Below are 16,764 nucleotides of genomic sequence, written 5' to 3' on the forward strand. Positions count from 1 at the left end.
AAACTTTATGTACGACTTCGTATTCCAAGACATCAAAACCCATATCGTTAGCTTCACAGGCTTAGAGCGAGATGCCCTACATATTTATGTCGGTATTGGGGTATTTCTTATCACAAGTCTACTTTTTAAAAATAACCGCTATCGTTGGCTTATTGCCTTATTCACGGTGATTGCTGCTGCCAGCATGGGTGAAGTGCTAGACAGACATGACCAGCTTATAATCGACAAGCACTGGTACTGGCAAGGCAGTGTGCATGATATAGTAAACACCTGCTTTTTCCCCACCCTTTTTACCTTGATACTCACCTTTACCCATTTTTTTGAGCGGAACATCACCCAAGCTCATGGTTCAAAACGTTAATTGGGTATCAACTTTTAGCAAACTTTTGGTTCAATCTTGGCAAACTCAGCGATTCGGGGTAAAGTAACCTCATTTTTCACAGTATTTTTAACACCCCAATATTTTTAAAATCAGAGTGTTTTTAAAATTAGCTCTCTCGCATATATGGACAGCCAACCCCTTATGAATCCGCAATTACAGCTTTTGCATCCTTATCCGTTTGCCAAGATGGCAACCTTGCTACAAGGCATCACCCCAAACCCAGACTATGCCCCGATTAAACTAGGTATCGGTGAACCGCAGCACACGCCGCCACAGTTTGTGCTAGACGTCATCAAAGACAATCTGGCTAAAATTCAAAATTACCCCACCACCAACGGTTTGCCCGAGCTGCGCCAAGCGATTGCCGATTGGGTACAGCGCCGTTTCCAGGTCAAACAATTAAATGCCGACACCCAAGTATTACCTGTGATGGGTACACGGGAGGCGCTATTTAGTTTTGTACAAGCGGCATTTGACCGTGAGGATAGCAAACGACCTTACGTAGTGATGCCCAATCCGTTTTATCAGATTTATGAAGGCGCGACGCTGCTCGCTGGTGGACAGCCATATTTTGTCAATTGTACCGCCGACAATAACTTTGTCGGTGATTATGACAGCGTGCCAAGCGAGGTTTGGGAGAAGACCCAACTGGTCTTTGTGTGTAGTCCAAACAACCCAACTGGCTCAGTGATGGATATGGCGCAGTGGCAACGTCTGGTTGAGCTATCGGATAAATACGGCTTTATCCTAGCCAGTGATGAGTGCTACAGTGAGCTGTACTTTGATACGCCGCCAATTGGACTACTTGAAGTCTGCGCCAAACTCGGACGCGATGATTTTGCCAATTGCGTGGTGTTTCATTCGCTGTCAAAACGCTCCAATCTACCTGGCATGCGCTCAGGATTTGTGGCAGGTGATGCCAAGCTACTAGCGCCGTATGCCCAGTACCGCACTTACCAAGGCTGCGCGATGCCGATTCATCATCAGCTCGCTTCGATTACCGCGTGGCAAGATGAAGCCCATGTGGAAGAAAACCGCAAACTATATCGCCAAAAGTTTGATTTGTGGATGGACAAGCTGTCAGACAAATTACCGCTACGCCGTCCTGATGCCGGTTTTTATTTTTGGTTGCCGGTACAAGATGATGAGCAGTTTGTCAGAGTGATTTATGAGCAGCTAAATATCCATGCGCTTGCAGGGCGTTACCTATCTCGCGATATGCCCCCATACCAAAAGAACAGCGGTAACGCTGGCAAAAACCATGTTCGCATGGCATTGGTTGCAGATATCGCACAAAGCAGCGAGGCGATTGATCGATTGCTGACTTTAGACTTATCAAATTTGGTGTAATTTTTCATAAAAAAAGTGATGGCTAGATACCATCACTTTTTTTGACTTTTTGTAAGCCTTCCGCTTGTAAAGATTCAACGTACAACGACTGCTAGTCTTCAAGATTTTTTAGCAAGGTACTGACCTGTGCCAGTCGTTTGCGTTTTTGGTGAATATCATGGCTGACAAAGATGTCATCGGTTTCAGGTAGCATAAACCAATCTGGGTGGCGAAACGTGTTCTCAATATCTTGTAGACCACTTTCCCAGTGCTCTTGCATGGTCGAGCCACTAAACTCGTAGTCTTTATAGCCGCGCTCATAAGTCTTTTTGTGATAAATCAGATGAATCACGTTTTTGACACCGACTTCTGTCATTTCGCGGGCTTTATTGACGCACAGTTCTTCAACTTTATCAACTTTAGCATCGTCATCGATGATTTTAAGTAACTCTTTGATAAGGCGCGTATAACGCAACTTTTGCGCCATAAAGTCAGTAACCATGCGGGTTTTGCTGGAATATTGGATGTCTTTGATGCGCTCGTCAATCTCCATCATATTCTCTGGCACCGTGCCCTTGGCATTCCACAAATCCACTTGGAAAATCAATTGCTTGAGGTGCTCTTCATGGCTTAAGATTTCATTGAGCGGCGTATTGGACACTAATCCGCCATCCCAATAATACTCCCCATCAATCTCAACCGCTGGAAAACCTGGCGGTAGTGCACCCGATGCAATAAAGTGATCGTAGTGCAGTTCTTCATTTTCATTGCTAAAAATGGCAAAGTTACCGTTACGCACATTGACCGCAGACACCGATACTTTCATCCGATTGACGTCATTGACCAGTTTTAAGTCACAATAACGCTCCAGGGTTTCGCGCAGCTTGTCGGTGGTGTAATAGCTTAAGTGATTGGGGGTGGTGTCATACGGCACAAAATAACGCGGTTTAAAAAAGCCACGCTGTCCTTCAATCATGGTTTGCCAAGCCTCAGCGGTAGATTCCATCACCCGCAGCTGCTGCTTTAAAAAGCCATTTTCAAATATCCAAGGCATAAAATGGCTTACCATGTCAATCTTGCTAAGTTTATCTAGCTCATTGGCCGTTTGACGGTAGATGTTCAGCCCTGCAGGGGTGTAGTTACGATGGGTGATGGTGTTCCAAAACCCTTGCAGCGCTGCCAAGCGGTTCTCTGGACGGTTACCTGCGATGATGGCGGTATTGAGCGCGCCGATTGAAATACCTGAGATACGGTCGATTTTGATGCCTTGTTTATGCAATCCTTCATAAATCCCTGCTTGGTAGGCACCAAGCGCACCGCCACCTTGCAGCAGCAATGACACGCTATCGTATTGTTTGACCAGTTCTTTGAGCGGTGGCGTGCCTTGTGGTGTGGGTTGAGTGGGGTTTGGGTTTGGCGGTTCTATCGCCGTGATTGGTGATGAAGTATCAGTTACCGGCTGGGGTGGTTGTGCAGGTGTGGAAATGGTTTTTCTAGTTGACATAATAATCTCATCATCCATAAGTATAGTGGTTTTTATTTAGTATAGAATATATATCACTCAAGTATTGTAGCAAGATTTTATAGCGACAAAATGATATATGCGTGACTTTTTTGAGGGTTTTGTCATTCACGAACCTTTGATTAAACATCAACATTGCTGCTTAAATATCTATGTTGTATCAAGGTGAATACGTGCAATTTTAAAAAGCTGACTTCTAGTAAAAAAAGCGGCGCAATCATTGTTGTATTTAGAACGTAGGTATTTAGAGCGGAGATATTTGAAGCCTAAATATCTGGAGCCTAAATATCTGGAGCCTAAATATCTGGAGCCTAGATATTTAGAGCCTATGCGCTACGCCCGTATCTTTTTAGCTAACAATTTGCCGTTTAAATGGACAGTTAATCGCCCAAATGCACGTCTTTGACAATCACTTGCTGATGGATGGGAAAATTACCGAGCGTCGCCCCTGCTTTGCGGTCAGCAAAATAATGTTGCAGTGTTTCAATGACATTTTGGAACGCCAAGTCTTCCCAAGGAATGTCTTCTTCGGCAAACAGCGCGCATTCTAGACTCTCGATGCCCACCCCAAATTTGCCATCTTTGAGCGAGCCGATAAACATCACATGAATCTGTCCGATATCTGGTATGTCGTATAGACAATATAACTCTAATGCACTACCGATAGCTTCGGCTTCTTCAAAACACTCACGATTGCCCCCATCTTTCATGGTCTCGCCAAGCTCCATAAAGCCTGCGGGCAACGTCCAATAACCATGCCGCGGTTCAATCGCGCGGCGACAGAGCAAAACCTTACCTTCATGGATGAGTAAACAGCCATTGATGACCTTGGGATTTTCGTAATGGATGTAGCCACAAGACGGACACACGATGCGCGGACGACTGTCCATCGGCGGGATTTTGGTTTCGGCTAGATGACCGCATTGCAGGCAGTAAGGCATGGTATTTTCCTATTATTTTTATGTTTTGTGAGATGAAAGTCGTTTTAAGTATGGTAGCATTGATTGCAGGTTTTTACATGACAAAAATAATTTGAGCAGCCGATTATGAGCAAGTTTAGCTTAGTGTTTAGCTGGGTATTAAGTTTGGGATTATTAGCAGGTTGTAACGCGCTGCATACCCAGTCTAGTATGCAAAAACCTGTCTCAGCTATGCCAGCTTTACCGCTTGATAGTGATATCGACAATAGACAATGAGTTTTAGATAAATTCGGTCAACTCAAAGCGCCGTATAAACATTGCGAAATTGCCCATTAAATTTTGATGAATTAAAAAATATGTCCACAACTAGATTTCAAAGTCCCTTACTGACCCAACTGGCAGAGCGAATTGCAAAACTGCCATTCGACCCCACGCCGCAGCCGTATTCGGTACTCATCGCCATTACCAATGAAGCTGAGCCAAAAATTTTATACTCGTTGCGCGCTTCGGATATGCGAGAACATGCCGGCGAAGTATCATTTGCAGGGGGCAGACGCGAAGACACAGACGATAGCAACCAAGCTACCGCCTTACGAGAAACGCATGAGGAAACCGGCATTCATCCCAGTCAAGTGACTGTGCTGGGCGAATTACCCCTACAATTTGCCAAAAGCGGCAGACCTGTCAAGCCGATTGTAGGGGTAATACCACCCAGTGTTAACCTTGTGCCAGAGATGTGCGAAATTGCAAGGCTATTTTGGGCGGATTTAGCCACGCTCATTCACCAGCCGACCATCGATTATGCGTATGATTTGGGTCGCCAAGTGATGGTATCACCCAGCTTTATCATTGATGGCGAGACCGTATGGGGCTTGACTGGGCGCATCACCGCAAGCCTACTGGAAATAGGATTTGACCGCCAGATTGATTGGTATTTTAATGTTCACGATAAATAGCCAATCAACCACAAACCAATTACTGCAGCGCTGTCCACGCTAGCATTTCATCGAGCACAGCTTTGGCATTGCTATTATTTTTGACATTGTCGGCATTAATCATCCCAACCACTGCATACCATTTTCCTGATTTGCCTTGAACATAGCCTGCCATACTGGTGACATTATCGAGCGTGCCTGTTTTGATCCAAGCATGCCCAATGGCAGGGTTATTTGGCTGGCGCAGTTTGAGCGCTTTGATGGTACCCGACTCGCCTGCCACGCCCAACGAATCACGATAAACCGTAAAATTGGGTGAATGATAGGCGAGAGTTAGCAGCGCTAACATACTATTGGGCGCCACGCGGCAATCACGGCATAAACCTGAGGCTCTAGTCATCACAGGGGGCTGTGCTTGGGGCAGCTTTTGTTGCCACCACTGGTGGATGTAGGCAAAGGTTTTTGGATAAGTGCTGATACGCTGCTTGTCGGCATACAGCGGTAGCGACAAGGCGATTTGTTCTGTCATCACATTGTTGGAGTGCTGATTGATGTCTTTGATTTGCTCATGCAATGGATTGGAGGCGACATAGCCCACCAATTTTGGGGTCAAGGGTTTGCCAAAGTATTTTAGGTATAAGCGAATATACCAAGGTAGCGCTTGCGGTATCGCCTTGGCTTGCTGCATATAGGGCACTGCAGGGTTGGCAAATTCAATGTTCCCTGTAAAATTTGGCAAGATTTTTTGCCAGTCGGCGATGATTTGTTGTTTAACCAGTACATCTCCATCAGGAAACGTCAGATAGCGCTTTTGCTCACCACAAAAGGCGGACGCGGTTTGGTGAAAGCTCAATCCTGTGGACGTCAATGTCCCAATCCAATCATCTTGGTTGCTATTGCAAGGAGCTTGACTGGCTTTAAGTGTTGTAGGCATAGTAAAGTTTGCCAGCGCAGGCTTTAGGCTGACTTGATACGCGGCTACGTCTTTGGGATTAATCGAAGGTTTGCTTTGGATTTGCTCAAGATTTGCCGCTTCGTTATAAAGGTCAGATGTGTTCGAAGTAGTAGCACTGCTACCACTAGCGGATGCCTTAGCAGGTTTGATAGCTGCTATTGCATTAGGTTTTGCTATTGGCACCAAATCCACTTCCACCGTACCAAAATTGGTTAATAAAGCATTGGGCTGGGCATTATAAGGGCGTAACCCTTTACCATCAAACGCATTAACATCAAAATCCACCCCTTGAAACTGCTGATTATCGATGATTAAATTGCCTTGTACTTGCTTAATACCCTGTGCTTTGATCATGGCAAGCAGCTGGTACAAGCGCTCGTTTTCCAGTTTTGGGTCGCCACTGCCCTGCACAATCACATCACCATAAAGCGTGCCTTTCCACACAAAACCATGCTGATACAATTTGGTTTGCCAAACAAAGTCTTTGCCCAAACTATCAAGCGACACATAAGTGGGAATCAGTTTTTGCGTAGATGCAGGGGTACGTGGCACATCAGCGTTATAACTAAACAAAGGCTTTTGGGGCGCAGTCGATGCTACATTTTGTGCATTGTCCGTTAGCGGTTGTACCACCATGCTCAGGCTATCGGTCGGAATATTGGCTTGGGCAAGTTTGGCCTGAATCGTTTCAGGTAGCTTGTTGACTGGATCGCGCTGCCCCATGACTGCATGGCTTTGCTCGGTCACTGGGTCAGTGGGTATTGGCGGCTGGACTTGTGTGGTATCTGACGTATGACCCACCAAGGACAGACAAGCCATCCCTAGCAATAAACCCGTTTTTAAAGACAATAATTGAGTAGCGCAGGTTTGCAGACCCACGGATTGGCGCGAATTTTTCATAACAACAGCAACAATGTGACGAATCTATACTAGGTATCGAATCTTATTAGGCAAAAATAAATTAGGCAAAATAAGCTGCCACCTTATCGCTTTTTGCCATAAAAATCCACCTGATTTCATAGCAAATCGGCTAAAATTAAGGCATTTAGACAAACTGCCGTAGCCTTCTGTTGCAATTCTCTACATTTCAATTTTCAGATATTTGCTAAACTGTCGCCTAATTGCCACATTTCAGTCACTGCTATTGCCGTTTTGGGTTTCAATCGAGAACGCTGACCCCAATTGTTTTGGGTGAAAAATTATTTAGATTAAAGCTATTTAGATTAAAAAATTATTTAGGTTAAAAAAACTCTATGTTAAACAAATCTATCGCCACCTCTGCCATGACTATAGGCGCTATCAGTGTTGTGCTAGCGTTATCTGCATGCTCAAAAAAAGATGATAAAGCCGCAACCACCACCGCTTCTGCAACGACGACCACCACCACATCAACCTCTACGACTACCGCACCTGTGGTAGCATCCCAAGCCACCTCTAGCGCGCCTGCTAGTGCTGCCGTTACCACCGCTGCTTCGTCAGCCACGACAACTGTCACCACGCCAGCGACTGCAGAAAAAACCGCCAACGTTAGCAGCGCGCCTACAGTTGCCGCCAATAATGCCGCGGCTGCGGCCCCTAATCTTGCCCTAAAAGCAGATTTGACTCAGCTATTTAAAACCTTAAACGAGCTTGACCGCAATACCCAAGCCAAACAAGCAGAAATGGCAAAAAAAATGCAAAACGCCAAAACGCCTGCTGACCAACAAGCTTTCTTTAAAGAAGTGGTGGCACAGTTAGATTTGCAAAAAGCCACGCTTAACAAATTAAAATTTAATGACCCCCGTGTCGCACAAACCCGCGATAAAATGGTTGAAAGTATTACCAATAGCCGTGCCGGTACGGCGGCTTTAATCAAAAAACCAACGGCAACCCCAGAGACCAATCCAGAAATTGCTAAGTCAATGGAAAAAGCGCAAAAATCTGCTGAAGAAGCCCGTACCATGTTGATGCAATTAACTGAGGAAGCAGGCATCAAGCCAAAAGGCGCAGACGCCGCTCCCAGTAAAAAATAAAGTCATCTTTAAATAAAAAACTCTCATGATGAGAGTTTTTTTATGCCTATTATCTTTTATGACGATTAGCTTTTATGACTTCATAAGCCTGCTATGACTTCATTAGATGGGTAAATAACATGGCAGTCATGATGGCATCATTGAGGGCATTATGGGCAGGTAATCGCGGGATTTGGTATTCTTCTAGCAGTTGATTGAGGTGTGGTAACTGCCCAACTTGGCTGGGGTCATGTCGATGCTGATTTTGTTGATACAAGCGACTAACATCGACAAGTTTATTAGCCAGTTCCACCCCTAAAAACGGTTTGGCAATGGCATTTAAAAACGCCATATCCATGTCCACACAAAACCCAATTATCGGACGGTTTTTAAGCATGGGCAATAATTGGGTGAGCATCTCGTCATACGATAAGCCATTGTCGACATCTATCGGTCTTAATCCGTGAATCACAATGGTGTCATCGGTGGGCATCACAGGCGGACGGCATACCAAGGACAGCGCGCTATCGGTATCAATCACAAACCCGTCACTTTCTTTGCGTACCCGTACTGCACCGACACTTAAAATATAATCTTGTTTGGCATTAAGCCCGGTCATTTCTAGATCTAGGCTCACCCACTCATTGGGGACTTTAGATAGCGGGTTATCAAACAGATAAGCGTACTCCGGCTTGCTGAGCCGCTGTTTTTGTCGCTCAAGTTTTTGACCGTCGAACAGATTTTTGATGCGATGAAACATGGTTTTTCTCTAGGCAATTAACACTATCTATTTCGTTAAAAAATATCTTTAATTAAAAAATATCTAGGCGATAATGATGGGTAATAAAGGTTTTAAAATCTTTGACCATCGCCAAACATTCTTTTAACAAGTCTTTTTCTAGGGCTGATAAGTGATTGGGATTTACCACTCGCGCTGTTCTATCTTGTGTGGTCAATGCCACATCCAGTCGTTTTGCCATAAAAAAATCCAGTGCTTCTGCCAGATTTTGCGCCATGGTATCATCTAGCACGTGTTGCTGTGCCAGCTGCTGCAGCCGGTTTCTGGTGTTGGTATCAGTGATATGATATTCCAGTGACAAGGCTCGCACGCCATGGACAATCGGGAATATCCCTGCTTTTTTTAGGTCAATATCAGTCTCACTGCCACCGACAAATTTTTGCCACCAACCACTGCTATCGCCAAATTGCAAAATTGGTTTGGCAAAACGGTTGATAAAGTTGCTAGTCGCCACATTTTTCGCGCTGACTTGCCAATGTTTTTGCAGCTGCTCAAAGAGCTTAATATCGCCGCAAACAAAATGCGCATCGACTAAGGTCGCAATCCACATCATATCTTCACTACTGCCACTCACGTACCATGCGGTGATTTGTTTTTCAAAGGCAGTTGAAGTTTTTCGCCAACGCTCGTTGCTAAGCATAATCTTGCCATCACAATAGGGATAACCCATATTCGCCAATGCCTCATTGAACTGCGCGGCATAGCTGGGCAGATTGTCATCTTTAAAACCATTGCGGATAATTAGCGCGTTGTCTTGGTCAGTACGCAAGATTTGTTCACCACGCCCTTCTGAGCCCATCACAAACAGACAGGTATTGTAGAAGGTGATAGCAGGCACAATCAGCTGCCATACCTTGGCGAACACTTGTAAATTCAAGCTTTGCACCATACGGCTGATAACATGGATTTTGATGCCGCTGGCGTGCTGCTCACGGATAAATTTACCAATCAATTCCACCGCCACCGCAACATCCTCTAAGCTCTGCGCTTGCTCAATACGAGCGACGATAAGATTGGAATGGTTGGTTAAAAAGCTCAGTAATTCGGTTTGTCCCAAAATCCCAATGATTTGACCTTGACTGTCAATAATGGGTAAACGGTGGGTACGAGTTTGTAGCATGGTCAGCAAGGCTTCACTCACATCTTGCGATTGATGCACGGTATGCATTTTAAAATTAGTAAAGTCCAACACAGGCGTGCTGGCAAAATCAACTTTTTGTCCAATCGCTCGGCACACATCGGTTTGGGTAAAAATACCGATGCGCTCGACATACGCTGCGATGGTGGATTTTTCAACGCCTTGTACGATGAGTTTGTCACGCTCTGCTTCGGTCATTCGCGCTTGAGACTTAACCAAAATATGCTTGATGTCGAATTGGTTCATCGCCATCGTGGCATCGTATAGGGTTGCCGTATCATCGACAAAATGCGGCGGTTTGATATGCTGTCCCAAATTGGCAATCGGTTGATATAGCAGTTTTTGACTTTCACTTTGGGCAAGGCGGGCTTGGTGATGGTTGAGACGGGCAGCGACATCGGCAAACAAGGCGTTTTTTAAGGTGGGATTTTGCTCGGTGATTGCGCTTAGCACTTGCCCATCGATACGGTACATCAGACTTTGCTGCTGGGTGATAAAGTTGAACACACCGTTTTGCCTGACCTTAGTATCAAACCAATCGCCTGCATTTAAGGTAGAAATCAACGCATCACCTTGTAATTGATGAACAAAGCCTTTAAGGATAATAAAAAAATCCCCTTGCCATCCAGTGGGTATAGGCTGTAAGTTGTCCAAATAGACGATTTTACTGTGCTGCTGCAGATGGGTTCGCTGCTGAGCGCTTAGTGTATCAAACGGGGGGTGGTGTAGATGTTGTATGTCCAAAGCCTGTATTGGTGAGCCACTCATATCACCATCCTTGTATTGCAGCTAAAAATAAATCTCATGTCCTATGAGTCTTGTTAGATTATAATCAAAGTTGTCTGAGGCAACAATCGTGTTTCAACAAATATCGATGGGTCGTATTGTGTAATTTACACCCGTCAAACATATCAGTATAGGCAATGGGTAAACAGATGAATTATTTAGGTTTTCTTTGTTTAGGTCTAGGGATTTTGACATTGGTCGCGGGTATGCTATGTTTTTTATTATCTAAAGTCAGTAAGGAGCCGCCTGTCAGGCATAAAACCCAACGCATTGCAATGGTGCTGTTGCCGCTGGCGATTGTACTGATTAGTATCGGACTTAAATTTAGTATGAGTGTGGTGAATCCTGAGGTGTAAATAACTAGCTTTGCTAACTAGACATGATAACTAAACCTAACAACTAGTCTTAACCACAAAATGGAAAATGCAAAAATATAACAAAGGTCAGCCTAATATAAGCTGACCTTTAACCTAAATTAACCTAAATTCAAAACAACAATTAAGCGGGCTTGACGGCGACTAGCACACGGATACTATCAGGGATTAAGGATAAATGACCTAGGGCATGTAAGCCCTGTTCTTGTAAACGTTTTAATTGATTGATTTCTGCGTCTCGTACATTCGGATTGATGGATTGCAAATATTGCAGGCGCTCCACTTCACGCTCATAGCGCTGATTAAATACCTCTTTGGCTTGCTCACTTATCGCAGGTAATTGCTGGTTTGCCAATGTTACTGCTTGCTCATAGCGCACTTCGATGATGTCTTTACGCGCTTTGATGACTTGACGCGCTCGGGTTTTATCCAAACGATGAATATGCGACACAATCATATCAGGCGCAATTTTATCGCTAAAATCAGTCCCTTGCTGGCTTAAAAACACCCGAATGAGCGGCTTTGGCAAAAATGCGGGTAAATTAAGTAGCTTTGGCGCAATCGCTTCAACACGAAAATTGACTTCGACCAATACCAGTCCTTCAGGCATGGCATTACTTTGTAAAGTTGCAACCGTGGTATTACCAAACGTGCCTGCGTTGACCGTTTCAAAGATACTTTGCATCAAAGGATGCTCATAAGTCATAAATTCCATGTCTTCGCGTAGTAACGCTTGGTCACGCTCAAAGGTCAAGGTCATACCATCTTCAGGTACGGCCAGTCCTTGCACTTGCACTTCATCGCTCGGATGCAGCATCAATGAGCCATCACGCTGTCCACTATATTCCATATTGATGGACGACATAAAGCGTTCAAACAAACGTGGCAACATGTGGGTATCATCAAAATCACGCATGGTGTAAGCGATTTTACTGGCCACACGCGGGCGACAAGAATTATATTCAAGCAGTCTGTCACGCCCTGCTTGCATGGCTGCTTCTAGTGCGATGCGCTGGGCGTTGCCTTCTTCAATCAACTGATCTAACGTAATTTCTTGACCCTCATCTTCGACTTTTTGCCCTTCAAGTAGCGGTTTTAAATCCACAATAAACTGCTCTTGAACGGTTTGCGCCGTGGGTGAGATTTGGTTAAAAATGTTTAGCGCTTCGTTATACCAGCGGTACATACGTTCAGTTGCCGTGCCTTCGACAAAAGGCACATGAATGGTAATCTCGTTTTGCTGACCGATACGGTCAAGGCGGCCAATCCGCTGCTCTAATGTATCAGGATTGGCGGGCAAATCAAACAACACCAAATCACTGGCAAACTGAAAATTACGCCCCTCAGAGCCAATTTCAGACGCCAACAATACTTGCGCGCCTTCAATATCGGCAAAATACGCAGCCGCTTGGTCGCGCTCCAGTAGGGTCATCTGCTCAGTAAAAATCGCGGTTTTAATGCCCGCATGCAATCGTAATACTGCCTCTAAACTCTCAACCGTTGCCCCACTGCGCGCAATCAGTAGCACCTTTTGATGTTTTAAGGTGTTTTTAAGCAAATCAACCAACCAAGGCACTCGCGGGTCTTGTTCCAGCCAACTGCCATCGGGCTGTAACTCTTCTGGCCATAATTGTTCGCGCAATTTACCTTGGGTGTGATAACTGTCTTGCCAACTTATCGGTAGCGGCAGCGGATACGCCATTGAGCGCCGACCTTTGAAGCCAGAAATAAGCTCAGACACGCTCTCACGGGTGTTGCGAAATAGCACACGACCAGTACCATGACGATCTAACAATTCATTGATGGCGCGCGCACGACCTTGCTCGTCATCACTGATGTCGTGACCTAACAACTGAGCTAACGCTGATTTTTGGTTATCTGATAGCGATTGGTCACTCAATAGCACCTCAGCAATTGCTGCGGTTTGCGCAAAATTTTCTTCTGCATCGATAAAGTCGTCTAAATCATTAAAACGATTGGGATCTAACAATCGTAACCGCGCAAAATGGCTTTCTAAACCTAACTGCTCAGGGGTTGCTGTGAGTAACAAAACACCTGCGGTTTGTTCAGCCAAATCTTCAACCAAATCGTATTTGTCATTACCCCCCTGCTCACTGTCCCAATGCAGATGGTGCGCTTCATCCACAACCAGCAAATCAAACCCCGCTTCCAAGGCTTTTTCATGCAAATCTTCATGGTCAAGTAGCAAATCGATACTGGCAATAATCAACTGCTCAGTGGTAAAAGGATTTTGCTCAGGGTCATGCTCTGCAATCGCTGCGGTTCTAACCAAATCAAAAATCGCAAACTCAAGATTAAAACGGCGACGCATTTCAATCATCCATTGGTACTGCAAACTATCCGGTACCAAAATCAAAATACGCTCAGATTTGCCGGTAATTAATTGCTGATGAATAATCAGACCCGCTTCAATCGTCTTGCCAAGCCCTACTTCATCAGCAAGCAATACGCGCGGCGCGATACGTTTACCTACTTCATGGGCGATATACAGCTGGTGCTCAATGATATCGACACGCGCACCCATCAAGCCTCTTAGTGGATGAGACGCCAAATAGGCTTGGGTACGCAGTAGCTCTTGGCGCAGTTCGTACCAATCATTTTGGTGAATACGACTGGCGAGCAAGCGCTCAAGTGGCTTTGCTAAATTAATATTAGCCGCAAGGCGGGTTTCCATAATCGCACGGTCATGACCTTCAACCGAGTATTTATAGACGCCATTGGTTTCTTCAAAATCGCTGACCACATACGATGCGCCATCTTGGTCATGTATGGTATCCCCGACTTTGAAAGTCACACGCGACAAAGGCGCCGATGTCTTGGCATACACACGCGTTTCTTCACTTTGCGGGAACAAAATATGCACGCAGCGTTCGTCAACGAGCACGACGACGCCCAGCCCCAATTCATTCTCTGTATCCGACAGATAACGTTGTCCAATCGCAAAATCAGTCATACCGCTTAACCATGCTTCCAAATTAGAAATTTAAATAATGAAAAGTAAAACTGTTTATGATAGCAAAAATTATATTTTCAAGTGAATGATTTTGTTGATAGCGGCTGTTTAGTTATTCATCATTCGCTACCAAAGGACTGACGACTGCCATACCTTCGGTTATGAGCGCTTGTGTGAGCATCTCAATATTATACACCGCGTGACCTTTTACCGTATTTTCAAAGTAAATATACAAGGTATCAAAATTGGCCTGTTGATTAGCAATCGTCTTTGCCCAAGCCTGCATTTCTGCATCACTGTAGCGATAATCATGCCGCTCAGCCGCCGAATGGGCATCCCACCAGTCTAAGTTTTGCCCATGCATGCGTAAATAACCGATGCGGCTAGTAAACAACAGCCGACTGGGCGGTAAACCATGAATATTTGGGTAGTCCACACTACACCAAATCAAATTTTGCTGCTGAAAACTGGCGTAAACTTGCGGGATATGCCAGCTTTGGTGGCGAAACTCTATCGCCAATGGTAACCCATCAAACCAACTGGTCAAGGTTGCCAAATACTGACGATGTGCCACCGTTCTATCAAAACCATGCGGAAATTGAATCAATAACGCAGCCAAGCAATCTGCCGTCAAGATAGGTTCAATCGCCTGCAAAAAAGCTTGCGCGGTCTCTGCAGTGGCGGTTAATCGGTGGGTAAAATCTTGGTGAATCTTAATCGAAAATTTTAGCTTTCCGTTGGATTTTTTGAGCATACCTTCATACGCTTTTCGACCTAAAGGCGCATAGAAGCTACTATTGATTTCAACAGTGGCATAATGACGACTATACTCGGTTAAAAATTCGGTTTTTTTGGTGTCAGCAGGATATAGGATTCCCAAAAAATCCGTATCACTGTATCCCCCGGTTCCGATATAGATGCTCATAGAAAATTGGTCTACTCAATTGCAAACTTAGCCCATCATTGATTAATAGAAATTAATAAAAGTTGTATATAACGCCATCATCCATAACAAAAACAGCATCGTCAAGGCTAATAGTTGCGCGGCAGAACCTACATCTTTACCAATTTTTGCCAACGGATGATGTTCTGTCGATGTATGGTCAATTGACGCTTCAATACCGGTATTAAACAACTCAACGATGAGAGAAAAAAACGATGAAAACACCAGTATCATTTTAATCGGCATCATAAAAGGTAAAAAAATCAGCACAACTAATAAAATGCTATTGAGCCATGCAACCTGTCGAAAAGCCGCTTCATTTTGATATGCCGCAACTAAACCATCTTTCGAGTAACCTGCGGCATTGATGATACGTTTGAGACCCGTTTTTCCCTTGGTCTGCGCGGCATACCCATCTAAATGGTTGGCTAAATGGCTAGCAAACTTATCAGGACGCTGATTTGAACTAGGTGATGTCATGATGGTAATGGGTTATAAAAATTTTCTCATTCTACCATAGATTAATCCTAGAATTTTCACAATATCTACTGCCGCGAGCATTGATAGCCGTTGATAAACAAGCTTTGAATCATGCGAATTTAAGTGCAAATAAAATCTATAAATATTGATTGCCATTTTAATGATAATGGCATAAATTCTAAGCCTTCTGCTATTTTTTTGCAGCAATCACTCCACCTTGCATTTTTTAGTTAGTGTTGTCACCTTATTTGATGAAGAATCTATGATGAAATTACGCGCCACTTGCCAACTCGATTATCACTTTTCTCAGCCAACCCCTGCGGTGTTTCTACTACGACCGCAATCAGGGTTAGCACAGCACATCACTCAAGAAGAATGGCAAGTCACGCCACCCTTACCAGTTACAAGCTATAACGACAATTTTGGTAACTTATGTGACAGGGTTTTATTTCCGATGGGGGATTACCAAGTTAGCCTAACAGTTGAGCTATATACTAGCGAATGGATAGACGTCGCACCCGGTATGCCAAAAACACCGATTGAGCAACTGCCTTCAGATACAATGGTATATTTGTTACCCAGTCGCTATTGTCTGCCAGAATTTCTACTTCAAGAAGCCCAAATGATAACCCAAGATTTTGCCGACGGTTATGACAAAGCAGCGGCAATTTGCAACTATATTTACCAAAACTTTACTTATCAATATGGTAGCAGTACAGCAGAGACCACAGCACTAGATACGTGGCAGCATAAAAAAGGCGTCTGTCGTGATTTTGCCCATTTGGGCATCAGTCTATCACGGGCATTAGATATGCCGGCTCGCATGGTGGTTGGCTACTTATATCAACTTGACCCAATGGACTTACATGCATGGTATGAGGTTTTTATTGGCGATCGATGGTACACATTTGACGCCACGCAATCTGCGCCAAAAGGCGGTCGTGTGATTTTAGGTTATGGAAGGGATGCTGCGGATGTTGCTTTTGCGACTTTCTTCGCGCCATTTGAGTTAAAAGATATGAAAGTTAATGTAGAAAAAATCGATTAATTTTGGCATAGATGTTTGAAATGGAAGCCTTTATTAGAAGGCTTTCATCCCAATTTTTTAATTACCAATATTCATAACTTAGATTGTTGCAAACCCACAAAGCAAAAAAACACCCCCTTTAAACGAATAAAGAGGGTGTTTTGGAATAGGGAGCTGACGATGACCTACTCTCACATGGGCGAACCACA

15 protein-coding genes are annotated in these 16,764 nt (G+C 44.4%); 7 read left to right on the forward strand and 8 right to left on the reverse strand.

Going from position 1 to position 16,764, the window contains the following annotated elements; translation table 11 throughout:
- Positions 1–7 precede the first annotated feature (7 nt).
- Positions 8–361 carry a hypothetical protein gene (locus RTN07_RS06160; RefSeq protein WP_095356598.1) on the forward strand — a complete coding sequence of 118 codons (354 nt, stop codon included), beginning with the start codon at positions 8–10 and terminating at the stop codon, positions 359–361.
- Positions 362–523: 162 nt separating this feature from the next.
- Positions 524–1,732, forward strand: coding sequence for a succinyldiaminopimelate transaminase (gene dapC, locus RTN07_RS06165; protein WP_312176604.1), 1,209 nt, complete (start codon positions 524–526; stop codon positions 1,730–1,732).
- A gap of 91 nt (positions 1,733–1,823) precedes the next feature.
- Here dapC and RTN07_RS06170 read toward each other — a convergent pair whose 3' ends face one another.
- On the reverse strand, positions 1,824–3,215 hold the full coding sequence (locus RTN07_RS06170; protein WP_203172383.1) for a patatin-like phospholipase family protein: 1,392 nt from the start codon (positions 3,213–3,215) through the stop codon (positions 1,824–1,826).
- 398 nt (positions 3,216–3,613) lie between these two features.
- The gene (locus tag RTN07_RS06175; RefSeq protein WP_007115639.1) at positions 3,614–4,174 is read right to left on the reverse strand and encodes an NUDIX hydrolase; all 561 of its coding nucleotides are present in this window, start codon (positions 4,172–4,174) and stop codon (positions 3,614–3,616) included.
- 105 nt (positions 4,175–4,279) lie between these two features.
- On the opposite strand from RTN07_RS06175, the gene RTN07_RS06180 reads away from it, so the two are divergent.
- The gene (locus tag RTN07_RS06180; protein WP_312176607.1) at positions 4,280–4,429 is read left to right on the forward strand and encodes a hypothetical protein; all 150 of its coding nucleotides are present in this window, start codon (positions 4,280–4,282) and stop codon (positions 4,427–4,429) included.
- 80 nt (positions 4,430–4,509) lie between these two features.
- Entirely contained in the window at positions 4,510–5,109 is a 600-nt protein-coding gene (locus RTN07_RS06185; RefSeq protein ID WP_076776489.1) for an NUDIX hydrolase, read from the forward strand.
- A 19-nt stretch (positions 5,110–5,128) separates the two neighbouring features.
- Here the strand turns inward: RTN07_RS06185 and RTN07_RS06190 are convergent, their stop codons facing one another.
- On the reverse strand, positions 5,129–6,943 hold the full coding sequence (locus tag RTN07_RS06190; protein ID WP_312176609.1) for a D-alanyl-D-alanine carboxypeptidase/D-alanyl-D-alanine-endopeptidase: 1,815 nt from the start codon (positions 6,941–6,943) through the stop codon (positions 5,129–5,131).
- A gap of 353 nt (positions 6,944–7,296) precedes the next feature.
- On the opposite strand from RTN07_RS06190, the gene RTN07_RS06195 reads away from it, so the two are divergent.
- Entirely contained in the window at positions 7,297–8,055 is a 759-nt protein-coding gene (locus RTN07_RS06195; RefSeq protein ID WP_312176610.1) for a hypothetical protein, read from the forward strand.
- Between the two features lie 91 nt (positions 8,056–8,146).
- On the opposite strand, the gene RTN07_RS06200 is transcribed toward RTN07_RS06195, so the two are convergent.
- Together RTN07_RS06200 and RTN07_RS06205 are read right to left on the reverse strand one after the other, a co-directional pair.
- A complete protein-coding gene (locus tag RTN07_RS06200; RefSeq protein WP_312176612.1) occupies positions 8,147–8,794 on the reverse strand; it encodes a 3'-5' exonuclease in 648 nt (215 codons plus the stop codon).
- Between the two features lie 52 nt (positions 8,795–8,846).
- Positions 8,847–10,739 carry a putative nucleotidyltransferase substrate binding domain-containing protein gene (locus RTN07_RS06205; protein WP_312176615.1) on the reverse strand — a complete coding sequence of 631 codons (1,893 nt, stop codon included), beginning with the start codon at positions 10,737–10,739 and terminating at the stop codon, positions 8,847–8,849.
- 167 nt (positions 10,740–10,906) lie between these two features.
- Between RTN07_RS06205 and RTN07_RS06210 the strand changes: the two genes are divergently transcribed.
- Positions 10,907–11,113 (forward strand): hypothetical protein, encoded by a 207-nt coding sequence (locus RTN07_RS06210; RefSeq protein ID WP_100285163.1) that lies wholly within the window; start codon positions 10,907–10,909, stop codon positions 11,111–11,113.
- A gap of 142 nt (positions 11,114–11,255) precedes the next feature.
- Here the strand turns inward: RTN07_RS06210 and rapA are convergent, their stop codons facing one another.
- The 3 genes from rapA to RTN07_RS06225 all read right to left on the reverse strand — a co-directional run bounded on the left by rapA (position 11,256) and on the right by RTN07_RS06225 (position 15,528).
- Entirely contained in the window at positions 11,256–14,105 is a 2,850-nt protein-coding gene (gene rapA / locus RTN07_RS06215) for an RNA polymerase-associated protein RapA (RefSeq protein WP_312176619.1), read from the reverse strand.
- 112 nt (positions 14,106–14,217) lie between these two features.
- Positions 14,218–15,030 carry a DUF72 domain-containing protein gene (locus tag RTN07_RS06220; RefSeq protein ID WP_312176621.1) on the reverse strand — a complete coding sequence of 271 codons (813 nt, stop codon included), beginning with the start codon at positions 15,028–15,030 and terminating at the stop codon, positions 14,218–14,220.
- Between the two features lie 42 nt (positions 15,031–15,072).
- A complete protein-coding gene (locus RTN07_RS06225; RefSeq protein ID WP_312176624.1) occupies positions 15,073–15,528 on the reverse strand; it encodes a diacylglycerol kinase in 456 nt (151 codons plus the stop codon).
- A 262-nt stretch (positions 15,529–15,790) separates the two neighbouring features.
- On the opposite strand from RTN07_RS06225, the gene RTN07_RS06230 reads away from it, so the two are divergent.
- On the forward strand, positions 15,791–16,576 hold the full coding sequence (locus RTN07_RS06230; RefSeq protein WP_312176627.1) for a transglutaminase-like domain-containing protein: 786 nt from the start codon (positions 15,791–15,793) through the stop codon (positions 16,574–16,576).
- The last annotated feature ends 188 nt before the right edge of the window (positions 16,577–16,764 follow it).

The sequence above is a fragment of the Moraxella sp. CTOTU46934 genome, from assembly GCF_031979465.1.
Lineage (GTDB): Bacteria > Pseudomonadota > Gammaproteobacteria > Pseudomonadales > Moraxellaceae > Faucicola > Faucicola tetraodonis.